General features: G+C 67.1%; 14 protein-coding genes. 7 read left to right on the forward strand and 7 right to left on the reverse strand.

Annotation, left to right across the window (positions count from 1 at the left end; genetic code table 11):
- Positions 1–5: 5 nt before the first annotated feature.
- From E4L96_RS10205 to E4L96_RS10225, 5 genes are all read left to right on the forward strand, one after another.
- Positions 6–806 (forward strand): alpha/beta fold hydrolase, encoded by an 801-nt coding sequence (locus tag E4L96_RS10205; RefSeq protein ID WP_135207099.1) that lies wholly within the window; start codon positions 6–8, stop codon positions 804–806.
- A 437-nt stretch (positions 807–1,243) separates the two neighbouring features.
- Positions 1,244–3,385, forward strand: coding sequence for a xanthine dehydrogenase family protein molybdopterin-binding subunit (locus E4L96_RS10210; protein WP_167758651.1), 2,142 nt, complete (start codon positions 1,244–1,246; stop codon positions 3,383–3,385).
- Between the two features lie 84 nt (positions 3,386–3,469).
- On the forward strand, positions 3,470–3,805 hold the full coding sequence (locus E4L96_RS10215; protein ID WP_135207101.1) for an ArsR/SmtB family transcription factor: 336 nt from the start codon (positions 3,470–3,472) through the stop codon (positions 3,803–3,805).
- A complete protein-coding gene (locus tag E4L96_RS10220; RefSeq protein ID WP_135207102.1) occupies positions 3,802–4,314 on the forward strand; it encodes an SRPBCC family protein in 513 nt (170 codons plus the stop codon). The genes E4L96_RS10215 and E4L96_RS10220 overlap by 4 nt, the downstream gene beginning before the upstream one ends.
- Complete coding sequence (locus tag E4L96_RS10225) at positions 4,311–4,775, forward strand: GyrI-like domain-containing protein (protein ID WP_135207103.1); 465 nt, start codon at positions 4,311–4,313, stop codon at positions 4,773–4,775. The genes E4L96_RS10220 and E4L96_RS10225 overlap by 4 nt, the downstream gene beginning before the upstream one ends.
- 19 nt (positions 4,776–4,794) lie before the next feature.
- Here the strand turns inward: E4L96_RS10225 and E4L96_RS10230 are convergent, their stop codons facing one another.
- Positions 4,795–5,718, reverse strand: coding sequence for a GlxA family transcriptional regulator (locus E4L96_RS10230; protein WP_135207104.1), 924 nt, complete (start codon positions 5,716–5,718; stop codon positions 4,795–4,797).
- A gap of 145 nt (positions 5,719–5,863) precedes the next feature.
- On the opposite strand from E4L96_RS10230, the gene E4L96_RS10235 reads away from it, so the two are divergent.
- A complete protein-coding gene (locus tag E4L96_RS10235) occupies positions 5,864–6,688 on the forward strand; it encodes an MBL fold metallo-hydrolase (protein ID WP_135207105.1) in 825 nt (274 codons plus the stop codon).
- Positions 6,689–6,725: 37 nt separating this feature from the next.
- Here E4L96_RS10235 and truB read toward each other — a convergent pair whose 3' ends face one another.
- From truB to rluB, 6 genes are all read right to left on the reverse strand, one after another.
- Positions 6,726–7,640, reverse strand: coding sequence for a tRNA pseudouridine(55) synthase TruB (gene truB, locus E4L96_RS10240; RefSeq protein ID WP_135207106.1), 915 nt, complete (start codon positions 7,638–7,640; stop codon positions 6,726–6,728).
- On the reverse strand, positions 7,637–8,083 hold the full coding sequence (gene rbfA, locus E4L96_RS10245; protein WP_135207107.1) for a 30S ribosome-binding factor RbfA: 447 nt from the start codon (positions 8,081–8,083) through the stop codon (positions 7,637–7,639). Before rbfA ends, truB begins: the two co-directional genes overlap by 4 nt.
- An 81-nt stretch (positions 8,084–8,164) precedes the next feature.
- Positions 8,165–10,972: a translation initiation factor IF-2 gene (infB, locus tag E4L96_RS10250; protein WP_135207108.1), complete on the reverse strand. Its 2,808-nt coding sequence runs from the start codon at positions 10,970–10,972 to the stop codon at positions 8,165–8,167.
- Between the two features lie 44 nt (positions 10,973–11,016).
- Positions 11,017–12,591 carry a transcription termination factor NusA gene (gene nusA / locus E4L96_RS10255; RefSeq protein ID WP_135207109.1) on the reverse strand — a complete coding sequence of 525 codons (1,575 nt, stop codon included), beginning with the start codon at positions 12,589–12,591 and terminating at the stop codon, positions 11,017–11,019.
- Positions 12,588–13,076, reverse strand: a complete 489-nt coding sequence (gene rimP / locus E4L96_RS10260) for a ribosome maturation factor RimP (RefSeq protein WP_135207110.1) — start codon at positions 13,074–13,076, stop codon at positions 12,588–12,590. The genes nusA and rimP overlap by 4 nt, the downstream gene beginning before the upstream one ends.
- A 322-nt stretch (positions 13,077–13,398) precedes the next feature.
- A complete protein-coding gene (gene rluB, locus E4L96_RS10265; protein WP_370660739.1) occupies positions 13,399–14,655 on the reverse strand; it encodes a 23S rRNA pseudouridine(2605) synthase RluB in 1,257 nt (418 codons plus the stop codon).
- 27 nt (positions 14,656–14,682) lie between these two features.
- Between rluB and E4L96_RS24705 the strand changes: the two genes are divergently transcribed.
- The coding region (locus tag E4L96_RS24705; protein WP_370660740.1) for a hypothetical protein at positions 14,683–15,125 on the forward strand (443 nt) is incomplete at its 3' end.

Consider the following 15,125-nt stretch of genomic DNA (forward strand, 5'->3'; position numbering starts at 1 on the left):
CGGCTATGTCTGCATCCGAGCTTCACGTCACCTCCACCGGCGCCGGCGTGCCCTACATCTGGGCGCATGGGCTAATGTCCAGCACCGCGTCCGAAGACGCGGCCGGCCTCACGCGTGAGCCGCCGCCGGGCGTGCGGCTGATCCGGTATGACGCGCGTGGCCATGGGCACACGCCGCCGGCGGCCAGTCCGCAGGACTACCTGTGGGAGGCGCTGGCGCGCGACATGCTGGCGGTCGCCGATGGCGAACGGGCCGCGCGCTTCATCGCCGGCGGCTCCTCGATGGGCAGCATGACGGCGCTGACTGCCGCCCTGCTTGCTCCCGACCGCATCCGCGCCCTGATCTTGATGCTGCCGCCTGCCTTGTGGGAAGCGCGGGCCGCCAGCAGTAAACGCTACCGAGCCGCCGCGCTGTACGCCTCCGCCGTCGGCGGCGCCAGGATGGCCGAGCACGTCGCCCAGCCGGAGTACTCCACCCTGCCGCCCTGGCTCATCGGGCACGAACCACGCATGCTGGAGCACAGCGGCACTGGCACCCGCCACCTCGGCAAGACCGAGCTCGCCGACATGATGCGCGGCACCGCCCTCAGCAACCTGCCGCCGCGCGCGGAACTCCAGCGCGTGGCCCACATCCCTGCCCTGATCCTGGCCTGGTCTGACGACAGCACGCACCCGGAAGCCTCCGCCCACGCGCTGCACACCCTTCTCGGCCGTTCCGAGCTCGTCATTGCACGAAACCACGCCGAATTCCGGGCGTTCGACGACCGCATCTCCGCCTTCCTGACCCGGCAAATTCAGCCGACCTGAGCACCTGTCACGCTCCCGAAAGATTGGCGGCGCATCCTGATGGAAAAAGTTGTGAAGCTTTCATTAAGTGCGCCAGGAAATTTTCCGGGTGGCTAAGATGAATCCCGCAGTACAAGCCCAGGAAAAAAAGGAGAACTGATATGTTATTGAACCCGGTATGGCGGACCGCGGTGGCCGCAGCCGTACTTGCTGTCGCCCTCGCACCGCTCTCTCTCGTCTACCAGTTGCACACCAAATCGGCGCTCCCCGAGCCCGCCCTGTGCGCCCTGGCCGCTGCCGGTGTGGCGGCCGCGGGTGCGTATGCGTTCCGCCGACGAACGTAAGCGTTCACGGTATTTCGCGGCGCCATCAGCGCGCCGCGCGGCTCTTCGCTAGAATCGTCCCGCTGCCACATCAACAACAAGGGGATGACAATGAGCGTATCGCGCCGCAGTTTCATGCAAACGGCCGCCCTGCTGGGCACCGGCCTGGTGATCGGGTTCCGGCTCGATGACAGTACCGCCGCCCCTCCCGCCACATTCTCCCCCAACGCCTTCCTGTCCATTGGCAGCGACGGCAGCATCGTCCTGATGGCCAAGAACCCCGAAATCGGCCAGGGGGTCAAAACCTCTCTCCCCCAGATCATCGCCGAAGAACTCGAGGTGCCCTGGACCATGGTGCAGGTGCGCCAGGCCCTCCTCGATGAGAAGTACGGCGACCAGGGCGCCGGGGGCAGCACGTCCGTCAAGACCAATTTCACCGCGCTGCGCCAGGCCGGTGCCTCGGCGCGCGAGATGCTCGTGGAAGCGGCTGCCCGCCGCTGGAACCTGCCGCTCAACCGTTGCGCCGCGCGTGAGGCCAAGGTCTATCGCAGCGACACCGGCGCCTCGCTGACCTACGCCGAACTGGCGCAGGACGCGGCCAAGCTCAGTCCCCGCGCCAACCCCAAGCTCAAGGCCCCGAAACAGTTCAAGGTGATCGGCCAGCCGCTCCCCGGCGTCGATGTGCGGGCCATCGTGCGTGGGCAGGCCGAATTCGGCATTGACGCGCGCCCCGCCGGGGCGCTGGTCGCGTGCATCGAGCGGTGTCCGGTGTTCGGTGGCGCCGTCCGCAGCGTGGACGACAGCGCGGCGCTCAAGGTGCCCGGCGTGGTCCGGGTGATCCGCCTCGATGCCTCTTCGCGGCCGACGCGCAACGGCGCAGGCGTGGCGGTGCTGGCCACCAGCACCTGGGCCGCGATGCAGGGCCGCAGGGCCTTGAAGGTCGAGTGGGATACCCGCGGCGGAGAGACCGAGAGCACGGCAAGCCTGCGCGCGCAGTTCGAGCGCAATCTCGCCAACCCGGCCGTCGTGGTGCGCAACGACGGCGATACCGCAGGCGCCTTCGCGGCCCCTGGCGCCCGCGCCATCGAAGCCGTGTACGAGGTGCCGCTCCTCGCGCACGTGCCTATGGAGCCGATGAACTACACCGCTCACGTGCGCGCCGACGGTGCCGATGTGTGGGGACCGACCCAAGTCCCGGACGACGTGCAGCGCGCCACCGCCGACCTCACCGGCCTCCCACTGGACAAGGTGACTGTGCGCATGACGCGCTCCGGCGGCGGCTTCGGGCGCCGGCTGGTGGTCGACTACGCCTGCGAGGCGGTGCTGCTGTCCAAGGCCAGCGGCCAGCCGGTGCAGGTGGTGTGGACGCGTGAGGACGACGTACGCCACGATTTCTACCGCCCCGCGGGCATGTACAGGTTGCGCGCCGCCCTCGATGGCCAGCAGCGCCTGACGGCCTGGGACGTCACCGGCTCCACCACGCCGCGCCGCGCCTTTGCCAACCCTGCGAGCCCGCCGTTTGCGACCGAGGTTTTTCCCGACGCGTTCCCGGCCGGGCTGGTGCCGCACCTGCGCGTCGCCTACACGCCGGTGGTGTCCAAGATCCCGCGCGGCGCCCTGCGCGCACCCGGCCACAACGCCACCTGCTGGGTGGACCAGTCCTTCCTTGACGAAGTGGCGCATGCGGCGCACAAGGATCCCGTCGCCTTGCGCCTGGAACTGCTCGGCACCGGCGACCGCGAACTGCCCTTCCGCGACCATGGTGGCCCCATGTGGAGCACGGCCCGCATGCGCCACGTGATCGAACTCGCGGCCGAGAGATCCGGCTGGCGCAGGCCGGCGGCCAAGGGTGTCTACCGCGGCTTCGCCTGCCACTTCATGTTTGGGGCCTATGTGGCCGAAGTGGTGAGCCTGCGGATGACGGGACCGAACGCATTCAAGGTGGACGAGGTGCTGGCCGTGGTCGATTGCGGCATTGTCGTCAACCGCAGCGGCGCGCTCAATCAGATCGAGGGCGGCATCATGGACGGCCTCTCGGTGGCCCTCAACCAGCGCATCGACATCGACGCCGGCCGCGTGGTGCAGGGGAACTTCAATGACTACCCGGTGCTGCGCATGCATGAGGCGCCGCGCATCGTGACGCATTTCGTGGACAGCACGGCGCACCCGGAAGGGCTGGGCGAGATGTCCACGCCGCCGCTCGCCCCGGCCCTGTGCAACGCGCTGTTTGCCGCCACCGGCAAGCGCATCCGCCAGCTGCCGATCCGCCTGGGTTGAGATGACGTTCAAGAAATCGCTTGACGGCCGTCGTTCATGCTCGTATATTCCGTATCAGTTATATAGCCATATGGTTCTAAAGGCATGGATTCCCTCAGCCTCACCCTGTCCGCCCTCGCCGACCCGACCCGCCGCGCCATCCTGGCCCGGCTGTCTGCGGGCGAAGCCACCGTCAACGAATTGGCCGAACCGTTCGCGCTGACCCAGCCCGCGATTTCCAAGCACATCAAGGTGCTGGAACGCGCGGGCTTGGTCACGCGCTCGCGGGACGCGCAGCGCCGCCCCTGCCGCATCGAGGCGGCGCCGCTGGCGGAGGCAAGCCAATGGCTGGACGGCTACCGGCGTCTTTGGGAAGCCAATTTCGATGGACTCGACGCTCTGCTGCAGGATCTGCAGAGCCCCAAAGGAGGCACTCAATGAAAAAGCACACTATGGAACTGCGCGTCGCGGGCGATCGGGAGATCGTGATGACCCGCACCTTCGATGCACCCCGCGCGCTGGTGTTCGCCGCCTACACCCGCCCGTCGCTGGTGCAGCGCTGGCTTGGCGTCCACAATGGCTGGACCATGCCCGTCTGCGAGATCGACCTGCGCGTCGGCGGCCGTTATCGCTACGTGTGGCGCGGGCCGGACGGCATGGAAATGGGCATGGGCGGCGAGTTCACCGAGATCGTGCCTGGCGAGCGGCTGGCCGCAACCGAACGCTTTGACCAGGCCTGGTACGACGGCGCGGCGCATTCAGTGGTGACTTTCGATGAGCAGGACGGCCAGACCATCCTGACCCTGAGCGTGCAGTACGACTCGGCCGCGGTGCGCGATGCGGTGCTCAAGACCCCGATGGAGAAAGGCGTGGCCGCGGGCTTCAACGCGCTCGAAGGCCTGCTGGCATCGGGCACCATCGCCGAGCTGGCCCAAGGAGAGCCCGCATGATCGATACGCCCACCATCGTCCAGGCACTGGCGCGGCCCTGCGCCGCGATCCGCATCACGATCCCGCGCGCACAGATACGCGAAATGATGCACCCGGCCATGCAGGAAGTGATGCAGGTGCTGGCCGCGCAAGGCGTGCGCCCGGCGGGGCCGATGTTCTCGCACCATGTGCAGCTGCCAGCGGAGACCTTCGACTTCGCCGTGGGCGTGCCGGTGGAGGAACCGTTCACGCCTGCGGGCCGGGTACAGGCGTGGGAACTGCCCGCAGCCCGCGTCGCGCGTACCGTCTACCACGGCGGCTATGAGGGACTGGGCGACGCGTGGGGCGAGCTGGGGCAATGGGTGACGGCACAAGGCCACACCAGCGCTCATTCACTGTGGGAGTTTTATGCAGCCGGGCCGGAGTCGAGCGCCGATCCTCAGCAGTGGCGCACGGAATTCAACTGGCCGCTGCGGGACTGACTCCCCCGCGTGGCGGGCGTCACGCGCGGCCGAAGGCCTGGCGGTACTGCGCGGGCGTCATTCCGGTGAGTTCCTTGAACATGCGGCGCATGCCCGAGTCGCTGCTGAAGCCCAGCTCCGCGCTGATGGTGCTGGCGGGGACGGAAGTGTGGATCAGGCGCTCGCTCACCTGGTTCAGCTTCACGCGGCGCACGTAAGCGCCCACCGCCAGCCCGCTCGCGGCGGCAACCTTGCGGGCCAGCGTGCGCCCCGTCATGTTGAGCTGCGCCGCCAGCCGCTCCACGCTCGCCCCCGCAGCGGGCATCTGCTCCGCCTGCGCGTACAGGGCCCGCATCACGCGGTCCGGCTGTTCGATCAGGTTCAGCATGCGGAAGGCGTGGTGCGTGCGCTCGGGGCGCGGCAGTACCAGCAGCTTGACGAGGTCGGAGTAGGCATCGCGGCTCAGGCGCTGCTCGATGAAGGCCTGGGCGATCGGCAGGTGGCCGTTGACGCCGGAGGCGGTGGCGTTCTTTGCATTGAAGATGCAGGTCCTCTCCGTTTGCCAGTCCACCTTGGGGTACTGCGCGCGCATCAGGTCCGCCAGCCACCACGTGACCGTGGCCGTCTGCCCGTTCAAGCGGCCCGCTGCGGCGGCGAGGCACACACCGGTGCAGTAGCTCCACACCATGACGCTGCGCGGCAGGCGCGCCATGGTCTGCACCAGCTCCGCGTTCTGCGCGAGCGTGCTGGCGATCTGACCGGCCGACTCGCTCCAGAAGCCAGGGATCAGCACCGCATCGACTGCGCTGTCCCGCAGTGCCGCGGTGGCACGCAGGGCCTGGCCGTGGGCGCACTCGACCTGCCCTCCCGCGCTGCCCACGAACACCGGCTCGAACAGGCGGGCGCCCGCGCGCCGGTTGGCTCCATGTAGCAGGTCCGCAAACGACAGCAGGCCGGATGGCATGCAGTTTGGGTACAGCACAAGGCCGATGCGGAGCGGGTCTGGGACGGGCATGTCAGAAATTGGATGCTTTATGTCAGTTCCTGCCATTTGAACAGAAGTCGCGGGCGGCCACAATCTCCACATCGCCACTCCACCCTGACCCGCCATGAAGATCACCCAGCTGCGCAACGCCACCATCATCGTCGAAGCCGGTCGGTACCGCATCCTGGTCGACCCGATGCTGGCGCCGAAGGATGCCCTGCCGCCGTTGAAGTTCCTCGTCCCGCGCGCCCGCAATCCGCTGGTCGAACTTCCGGCGCCGGCGGACGAACTGCTGAAGACGGTCACGCACTGCCTGATCACGCACTGCCAGAAGGGGCACTTCGATCACCTCGACCGCGCGGCCAAGCACTGGCTGCGGGAGCGGCAGATTCCGGTGGTCTGCACGCCGCACGATGCGCAGCACCTGCGCCAGCGCGGCTTGAACGTGCAGCCGCTGGGGGTTGGACATCATGAGCCGCAGCCGTTTTTGGGCGGGCAAATCCGCACCCTCGCCTGCCGTCATGGCACGGGCTTTGTCTCGCTGTTGATGGAGCACGGAGTGGGCTATCTGATCGAGCTGCCGGGGGAGCCGCGTCTGTACCTGTCCGGCGACACGGTGCTGACGCCCGAGGTCCGGGCTTTCGTGGCCGAGCACCAGCCGGACGTCTGCCTGATCCCGGCCGGTGGCGCGCACTTCGACTTTGGGGCGGACATCATCATGGGGCAGGACGAAGTGGTGGAGTTCACCCGCATCGCCACAGGCAGTGTGGTGGCGAACCACCTTGAAGCGCTGAGCCACTGCCCCGTCACGCGCGCAGGCCTGCGCGCAGCCGCCGACCGTTCGGGCGTCAGCGCCCGCCTGCACATCCCCGCGGATGGCGCGACCCTGGAGTTCAGCGTGCCCGCAGCCGCAATTGCGGGTGAGCCCGCGCCTGCGATGGCGGGTTAGCGCGCACCTGCGATGGCGGGCGAGCTCGCGGTTGCAGTTAGCCAGCGGTGCGGATCAGGCGTTCCGGCGCGAGGATGGCGTAGTCGCCGAGGACGCCCGTGCCGAGCAGGCGGCCGTCGTGGTAGATGCGGGTGCGGCCGTGCTCTGCGGGCACGGTGACCGCGGGCTCCTTGCCGAGCGCAAGGCGCTGGCCGTGCAGGAAGCGCTTGGCCAGGTCGTCGGTCAGGTCGATGCGCGGGAAGGTGGAGAGCAGCGCGTCCACCGGCGCCAGCAGCGAGCGCGGATCGGCGTGGCCGGCCAGGCCGTCCAGCGTGATCATGTGCTCCGCCGTGAGCGCGCCGACGCCGGTGCGGCGCAGGGCGTTGAGGTGCGCGCCACAGCCAAGCGCCGCGCCGACGTCCTCGCCCAGCACACGGATGTAGGTCCCTTTGCTGCAGGTGACCGACAGGCGCAGGAACGGCGCCTCGTACCCCAGCAGTTCCAGGCGGTGAATCGTGACCGGACGCGCCTCGCGTTCCAGCACAATTCCTTCGCGCGCGTACTCGTAGTAGGCCTTGCCGTCGCGCTTCAGTGCCGAATACATTGGCGGCACCTGCTGGATGGGACCACGGAACTGCGCCAGCACACGCTCGATTTGCTCAACGTCGAGCGCCGGATCGACGTCCCGCGTCTCAACCGCCTCGCCTTCGGTGTCGCCCGTGGTGGTACGCACACCCAGGTGCACCACCGTTTCGTAGGTCTTGTCGGCTTCCAGCAGATCCTGCGAGAACTTGGTCGCCTCGCCAAAGCACAGCGGCAGCAGGCCTGTGGCAAACGGGTCGAGGGTGCCGGTGTGCCCGGCCTTGGCGGCGTTGAGGATACGCTTGGCCTTAATCAGCGCGTCGTTGGACGAGAAGCCAACGGGCTTGTCGAGCAGCAGGACGCCGTCGACGAGGTCACGAACTTTCTTCACTCGGCGTCTTGGTCCGCGTCGCGTGCATCGGTATCGGCGTCGGCCCCGGAGGGCGCATCGTCTTCGGCATCCGCCGCACGCGTCGCATTGGCCTGGTCGATCAGCGCCGACAGCGCCATGCCGCGCATGGTCGAGATGTCGTGCACGAAGTGGATCTGCGGCAGCGTGTGGATGTGCAGGCGCCGCCCCAGCTCATTGCGGAGAAAACCGGCCGCCTTTTGCAGGCCCTGGAGGGTCTGCTTGATGGTCTCGGGATCGTCCTTCAGCGTGGTGAAGTAGACCTTCGCGTGCGCATAGTCGGGCGTGAGCTGCACTTCGCTCAGCGTCACCATGCCCACGCGCGGGTCCTTCAGCTGGAACGCGATGATCTCGGACAGGTCCTTCTGGATCTGGTCCGCCACGCGTACGCCGCGCTGGGGAATGCTCTTGCTGTGTTTTGCCATTGTTCTTTGTACGTCACATAAACAAACCACCGCCAGCCCGCTCGCACGGGCATGACGGTGGCTATGGTACCGCGTGAGCGCTTACAGCGTACGCGCGATTTCCTGGACTTCGAACGCTTCGAGCGAATCGCCGACCTGGATGTCGTTGTAGCCCTTCAGCGTCAGGCCGCACTCGAAGCCCGCACGGACTTCCTTGACGTCGTCCTTGAAGCGCTTGAGCGAGTCGATCTCGCCGGTCCACACCACGATGTTGTTCCGCAGCAGGCGGACCGAGGAGGTACGCTTGACCACCCCATCGACCACCAGACAGCCCGCAATCGCGCCAACCTTCGACACCAGGATGACCTGGCGAATCTCGACCTGGCCGGTGACCTGCTCGCGCTTCTCCGGCGCCAGCATGCCCGACAGTGCGGTCTTGATCTCGTCGATCGCATCGTAAATGATGCTGTAGTAGCGGATGTCGACCCCGTTGGCCTCGGCCAGCTTGCGCGCCTGCGCATCGGCACGGGCGTTGAAGCCGATGATGACCGCTTTCGAAGCCACTGCCAGGTTGACGTCCGACTCGGTGATGCCGCCGACCGCCGCGTGGACGATCTGGACCCGCACCTCGGAGGTGGACAGCTTCTGCAGCGAGCCGACCAGCGCTTCCTGCGAACCCTGCACGTCGGTCTTGACGATCAGCGGCAAGTTCTTGACTTCGCCTTCGGCCATCTGGTCGAACATGTTCTCCAGCTTGGCGGCCTGCTGCTTGGCCAGCTTCACGTCGCGGAACTTACCTTGACGGAACAGGCCGATCTCGCGGGCCTTGCGCTCGTCCGGCATGACAATGGCTTCTTCGCCCGCCGCCGGCACGTCCGACAGACCCTGGATCTCGACCGGGATCGACGGGCCGGCTTCGGCCACGTTCTTGCCGTTCTCGTCCAGCATCGCACGCACGCGGCCGTAGGCGGAACCCGCCAGGATCACGTCGCCGCGCTTGAGGGTGCCGGACTGGACCAGGATCGTGGCCACCGGACCGCGGCCCTTGTCCAGGCGCGATTCGACCACCAGGCCGCGCGCCGGGGCTTCGACCGGAGCCTTGAGCTCCAGCACTTCGGCCTGCAGCAGCACGTTTTCCAGCAGCGAATCGATGCCCTGGCCGGTCTTGGCGGACACCGGCACGAACGGCGAATCACCGCCGTATTCTTCGGGCACCACGCCTTCGGCGACCAGCTCCTGCGTCACGCGGTCGGCGTTGGCGCCCTGCTTGTCGATCTTGTTGATCGCCACCACCAGCGGCACGCCGGCGGCTTTCGCGTGGGCGATCGCTTCCTTGGTCTGCGGCATCACGCCGTCGTCCGCCGCCACCACCAGGATGACGATGTCGGTCGCTTTCGCGCCGCGCGCACGCATCGCGGTGAAGGCCTCGTGGCCCGGGGTGTCCAGGAAGGTGACCATGCCGCGCGGGGTGTCCACGTGGTAGGCACCGATGTGCTGGGTAATGCCGCCCGCTTCACCGGCCGCCACCTTGGCGCGGCGGATGTAGTCCAGCAGCGAGGTCTTGCCGTGGTCGACGTGGCCCATGACGGTCACGACCGGTGCACGCGGCAGCGATTCGGCCGCGGCATGGTCGCCGGTGTCCACCAGCAGCGCTTCCGGGTCGTCCAGCTGGGCGGCGAAGGCCTTGTGGCCCATCTCTTCCACCACGATCATCGCGGTTTCCTGGTCCAGCACCTGGTTGATGGTGCACATCTGGCCCAGCTTCATCAGCTGCTTGATGACCTCGGAGGCCTTGACGGACATCTTGTGCGCCAGCTCGGCCACGGTGATGGTCTCCGGCACGTGCACGTCCTTGACGATCGCCTCGGTCGGGGCCTGGAAATTCGATTCGCGGTCGTCGCTGTGGCCGCGGCGGCCACCCTTGCCGCCCGCCCGCCAGCCGTCGCGGCCGCCGGTATTGGAACCCGCACCGCCGCGCCCTTTCGGGGCCGGTGCGCCACGGCGCTTGTCGTCCGACCAGGTCGACGACACATTGGCCGACTTGATCGACTTCTTGTCGCCGGTGGCCGGCTTCTTGTCTTCGCGGCCGGCCACACCGGCCGGCTTCTTGTCCGCGGGCTTGTGCAGCGTGCCTTCCGCCGCCTTCGGCGCGGCGGCCGGAGCCGGGGTGGGTTCCGGCGCCTTCATCACGCGGCGCGGCTGGCTCATCATGGCCTTGATCTGGGCCACTTCGTCGGCCACGGCCTTGCGCGCCTTCTCGGCGGCAGCGACGCGCTCGGCAGCTTCCTTGGCCGCGGCATCGGCGACCCGCTTGGCCTCCTCGTCGGCGGCCTTCTTCTGCTCTTCGGTCGCAGCGGACGCAGCCGCAGCAGCGGCGCGCTTGGCGTCTTCTTCCTGGCGGCGCTGGGCTTCCGCGGCGGCGGCCTTTTCCTGCGCTTCCCGCTCGGCGTCCATCTTGGCCAGGCGCTCCTGCTTCTCGCGCAGCTCGGCTTCCTGGCGCGCGATCAGCTCAGCCTGGCGGCGCGCTTCCTCGTCGCGGCGGGCCTGCTCGGCCGCATCCACAACCGGCGCAGCAGGCGCGGCGGGAGCGGCGGTCGTGGTCAGGTCGTCGCGCTGGACGAAGGTGCGCTTCTTGCGCACTTCCACCTGGATGGTGCGCGACTTGCCGCTCGAATCGGCCTGCTTGATCTCGGTGGTTTCCTTGCGGGTCAGCGTGATCTTTTTCTTCTCGGTCGGCTCGGTCGCACCGTGCGACCGGCGCAGGTGGTTCAGCAGCTTGTCCTTATCATCTTTCGACAATGGATCTGACGCCGAACTTTTCTCGACGCCAGCGGAGCGCAACTGCGTCAGCAGCACGTCTGCGGGCATCTTCAGTTCGGTGGCAAATTGGGCTACGTTGTTACTCGCCATTCAGTCCTCTTTTCTTTGTGCGACGGATGATAAGTTCTTACTGCTTAGGCCTTGGCAGTGGCAGTTGCCTCGGCCTGGGCCCAGGCCTTTTCCTGCAGGGCCTTGGCGCGCTCGTCGTACTTCGCATCGACCAGCTTCATTTCATCGTCGGTCACATCATTAAACTCATTCGTGATCAGCTCGCGGGCGCGGTCCGAGGACAGCGCCAAGATGGCGCCGAACTCGTCGTACGCCAGGCCGGCGAACTGCTGCAGCGTCTTGATGCCTGCCAGGCCCAGCTTGCCCGCGGTGGTGCGGTCCATGCCTTCCAGGTTCACCAGCGCTTCTTCCATGCCTTCCAGGCCCTCTTCCGACGCGATCGCCTCGGTCACCAGGGCGTCGCGGGCCCGGGTGCGCAGCTCGTTGACGGTGTCTTCGTCGAAGGCTTCGATGTCCAGCATTTCGGAGATCGGCACGTAGGCGATCTCTTCCAGCGACGAGAAGCCTTCTTCGACGAGGATGTCGGCCACTTCCTGGTCCACGTCCAGCTTTTCCATGAACAGGCCGCGCACCAGCGCGGTTTCCGCGGCCAGCTTGTCGGCCGATTCCTCGGCGGTCATGATGTTGATCTTCCAGCCGGTCAGCTCGGACGCCAGGCGCACGTTCTGGCCCGAACGGCCGATCGCGATCGCCAGGTTTTCTTCATCGACCACCACGTCCATCGCGTGCTTGTCTTCATCGACCATGATCGAGGACACGTTGGCCGGAGCCAGCGCGCCGATCACGAACTGGGCCGGATCGTCCGACCACAGCACGATGTCCACGCGCTCGCCACCGAGTTCGCCGGTCACGGCCTGCACGCGCGAGCCGCGCATGCCGACGCAGGTGCCGATCGGGTCGATGCGCTTGTCGGCCGTGTACACGGCGATCTTGGCGCGCACGCCGGAATCGCGGGCGGCCGACTTGATCTCCAGGAGACCCTGCTCGATTTCCGGGACTTCCAGCTCGAACAGCTTCATGATGAATTCCGGCGCGGTGCGCGACAGGATCACCTGCGGGCCGCGCATGTTGCGGTCCACGCGCAGGATGTAGGCACGGACGCGGTCGCCGATACGCAGATTCTCTTTCGGGATCATCTGGTCGCGCGGCAGGCGCGCTTCGATCTTGCCGGATTCGACGATCGCATCGCCGCGCTCCATGCGCTTGATGGTGCCGGTCACGAGCGAGTCGCCGCGCTCCAGGAAGTCGGCCAGGATCTGCTCGCGCTCGGCGTCGCGCACGCGCTGCAGGACCACCTGCTTGGTGTCCTGGGCGAAGCGGCGGCCGAAGTCGACCGATTCCACCGGCTCTTCGATGTACTCGTCCACCTGGATGTCCGGAATCTGCTCGACGGCTTCGAAGTGCAGGATTTCCTGGTCCGGGAGCTGCAGGCCGGCGTCGTCCGGCACCACGTGCCAGCGGCGGAAGGTCTCGAATTCGCCGGTTTCGCGGTCGATCGAGACGCGGATGTCCACTTCGCCTTCGTAGCGCTTCTTCGTGGCTTGCGCCAGAGCGAACTCAAGCGCGCCGAAGACGACGTCCTTGTCGACGTTCTTTTCGCGCGCCAGCGCATCAACCAACAACAATACTTCGCGACTCATGCTTTGCGGCTCCCAAAATTCACCTGCGGCACCAAGCGTGCCTTATCCAGTTCGGCGAGCGTAAATTCCAACAACGCCGGACCATCCTTGCTTTCAAATTCCAAACCAATCTTGTCGCCATGCGGGGCTTGCAGAATGCCCGTGAAGGTCTTGCGGTTGTCCGTGCCCGGCATCGGCACGCGCAGCTTGACCGTGCACTCGTGGCCGGCGAAACGCGCGAAATCCTGCAGCGTGCGCACAGGGCGGTCCAGCCCCGGCGACGACACTTCCAACCGGTCGTAATCCACGTTTTCGACCGTGAATACGTGCGACAGCTGGTGGCTGACCGTGGCGCAATCTTCCACGTCGACAGGGCCGCGCGCTTCCACGTCCGCCTGGGTGCGGTCGATATAGACGCGCAAAATCCCGCGCTCGGCTCGTTCCACATCGACGAGTTCCAAGCCCAGGCCAGTGACGGTGGTGGCAATCAGATCAAACAGCTGCAAACGGGATACTCCAAGGGGTCAAAACGGTTCAACAAAAAAAAAATGGGCAAGTGCCCATCTTCTTATGCCTACCTGCGGCCTTGCCGTCCGCTGGTTAGGACCAGAATTATAACGCTTTTGGCGCGGTGCGGCAATCGCGAAGCCGGAATTGGACGGGCTTACAACACGATTTTGCGGGATTTGGGCAGATCGGGGCGTGTTCGCAGCAGTTGCCCGCGAGTAAGCGGCTGCTGCGTACCCACCCCATGTGGGGATGGGCACGCGTCCCTTCAACCCGGTTCCGGCATTTTTTGCCGAGGCCGCCCAGGCGGCCCGCTCCCTGTCAACCGCGGCGGGTGCGGCGCGGCAGGCCGTGCGGGTCGCCGCGGAAGTGTGACTGCGGCCCCTGGGCGCGGCGGACCGGACCGGCTGGTGCAAAGCCCCAGCTGGTCTGAAGCGGATCCGGCTGGCGCGGCCCCTTGGCGTCGCGCGGCTGCCCGCCCTGGCCCTTGCCTGGGCCACCTTGGCCGAAGCCCTTGCCGCCGCCCTGCCCTTGGCCTTGGCCGAAGCCGCCGCCTTTCTTGCCGTAGCGTTGCTGCTTGGGGAATGGATCGGCATTGCGGTTGGCGTCCGGCCGGTCGATGCGGTTACCGTCCGAGCGCGGCGCGCCCTGCTGCGGCTGTTTCTGCTTGCCCAGCCCCTGGCCCTGGCCTGGCACCGCCTTCGGCTTGCCCTGGCCTTGGCCCGGTTTCTGCTCGCCGCCCTTCTTCTCGACGCCGACCAGCTTCAGCAGGTCGCGCACGGCGTGTTCGTCCAGCTCTTCCCAGCGGCCGCGCTTGAGGTTGGTCGGCAGGGTCATCACGCCGTAGCGGGTGCGGATCAGGCGCGAGACGGTCAGGCCGACCGCCTCGAACATGCGGCGCACCTCGCGGTTGCGGCCTTCGCCGATCACCACGCGGTACCAGCGGTTGACGCCTTCGCCGCCGCCATCGGCGATCTTGGTGAAACTGGCCAGGCCGTCGTCCAGCTCGACGCCGGCCAGCAGCTTCTGGCGCATGCCTTCTTCCAGCTCACCCAGGGTGCGCACGGCATATTCGCGGTCGATGTTGTAGCGCGGGTGCATGAGCTTGTTCGCCAGGTCGCCGGACGTGGTGAACAGCAGCAGGCCTTCGGTGTTGAAGTCCAGGCGGCCGACGGCCAGCCATTTGCCGGCCTTCATGGTCGGCAGGCGGTCGAACACCGACGGGCGGCCTTCCGGGTCGTCGTGGCTGACGATCTCGCCGGCGGGCTTGTGATAGACCAGCACGCGCGGCGGCTTGCTGCTGACGCGGCGCTGGATCGGCTTGCCGTTGATGCGCACCTGGTCGGTCGGCAGGATGCGCTGGCCGATGTGGGCCGGTTCGCCGTTCACCGAAACGCGGCCGGCGATGATCAGCTCTTCCATGTCGCGGCGGGAGCCGAGGCCGGCTTCGGCCAGCACTTTGTGCAGCTTGGGCGCGTCGTCTTCGGCGGTCAGGTCGCGGCGGACCGGCTTGCTCTGGCCGTTGCCTTTGCCGCCTTCGGTGGCGTCGAAGTCATCCGAGGTGACGAAGGAGAACACGGCGTCGGCGTCAACGGGCTTGCCCTTGTGCTGGCCTTGCTGGTTCTGGCCTTTGCCGTGCTGGCCTTTCTGCTGGCCTTGCTGGTTTTGCTTGCCTTGCTTGTGCTGGCCTTGGCCTGGTTTCTGCTGGCCGGGCTGGGCGTTCTGGCCTTGCTGGCCGGATTGGGCTTGCTGGCCGTTCTGGCCTTGCTGCTGGCCGTTTTGGGCTTGCTGGCCGTTCTTGTTTTTCTTCTTTTTCTTCTTGTTGTGGGCGTGCTGCCTGTCGTGCCGGGGTTGCTGGTCAACGGCGTCTGCGGAGGCATCAGCGGTTTCAGCAGTTGCATCGGCCGCGGTGGCTTGCGGTTGCTGCTCGGCCTTCAGGGCGTCGCGGACCTGGCGCTGCTCGCGCATGGCGCGCGGGCCGCGCGGGCGCTTGTCGCCGTCGGCGTGGCCGTCGCCGGTGCCAGCACCTGCATCCGACGCAGCTGCGG

Source organism: Zemynaea arenosa, from assembly GCF_004614185.1.
Lineage (GTDB): Bacteria > Pseudomonadota > Gammaproteobacteria > Burkholderiales > Burkholderiaceae_D > Telluria > Telluria arenosa.

Excerpts from the sequence above, each read along its gene's own strand:
- E4L96_RS10205 (WP_135207099.1), top strand. The coding sequence starts at position 6 with ATGTCTGCATCCGAGCTTCACGTCACCTCCACCGGCGCCGGCGTGCCC.
- E4L96_RS10210 (WP_167758651.1), top strand. The coding sequence starts at position 1,244 with ATGCAAACGGCCGCCCTGCTGGGCACCGGCCTGGTGATCGGGTTCCGG.
- E4L96_RS10215 (WP_135207101.1), top strand. The coding sequence starts at position 3,470 with ATGGATTCCCTCAGCCTCACCCTGTCCGCCCTCGCCGACCCGACCCGC.
- E4L96_RS10220 (WP_135207102.1), top strand. The coding sequence starts at position 3,802 with ATGAAAAAGCACACTATGGAACTGCGCGTCGCGGGCGATCGGGAGATC.
- E4L96_RS10225 (WP_135207103.1), top strand. The coding sequence starts at position 4,311 with ATGATCGATACGCCCACCATCGTCCAGGCACTGGCGCGGCCCTGCGCC.
- E4L96_RS10230 (WP_135207104.1), bottom strand. The coding sequence starts at position 5,718 with ATGCCATCCGGCCTGCTGTCGTTTGCGGACCTGCTACATGGAGCCAAC.
- E4L96_RS10235 (WP_135207105.1), top strand. The coding sequence starts at position 5,864 with ATGAAGATCACCCAGCTGCGCAACGCCACCATCATCGTCGAAGCCGGT.
- rbfA (WP_135207107.1), bottom strand. The coding sequence starts at position 8,083 with ATGGCAAAACACAGCAAGAGCATTCCCCAGCGCGGCGTACGCGTGGCG.
- infB (WP_135207108.1), bottom strand. The coding sequence starts at position 10,972 with ATGGCGAGTAACAACGTAGCCCAATTTGCCACCGAACTGAAGATGCCC.
- nusA (WP_135207109.1), bottom strand. The coding sequence starts at position 12,591 with ATGAGTCGCGAAGTATTGTTGTTGGTTGATGCGCTGGCGCGCGAAAAG.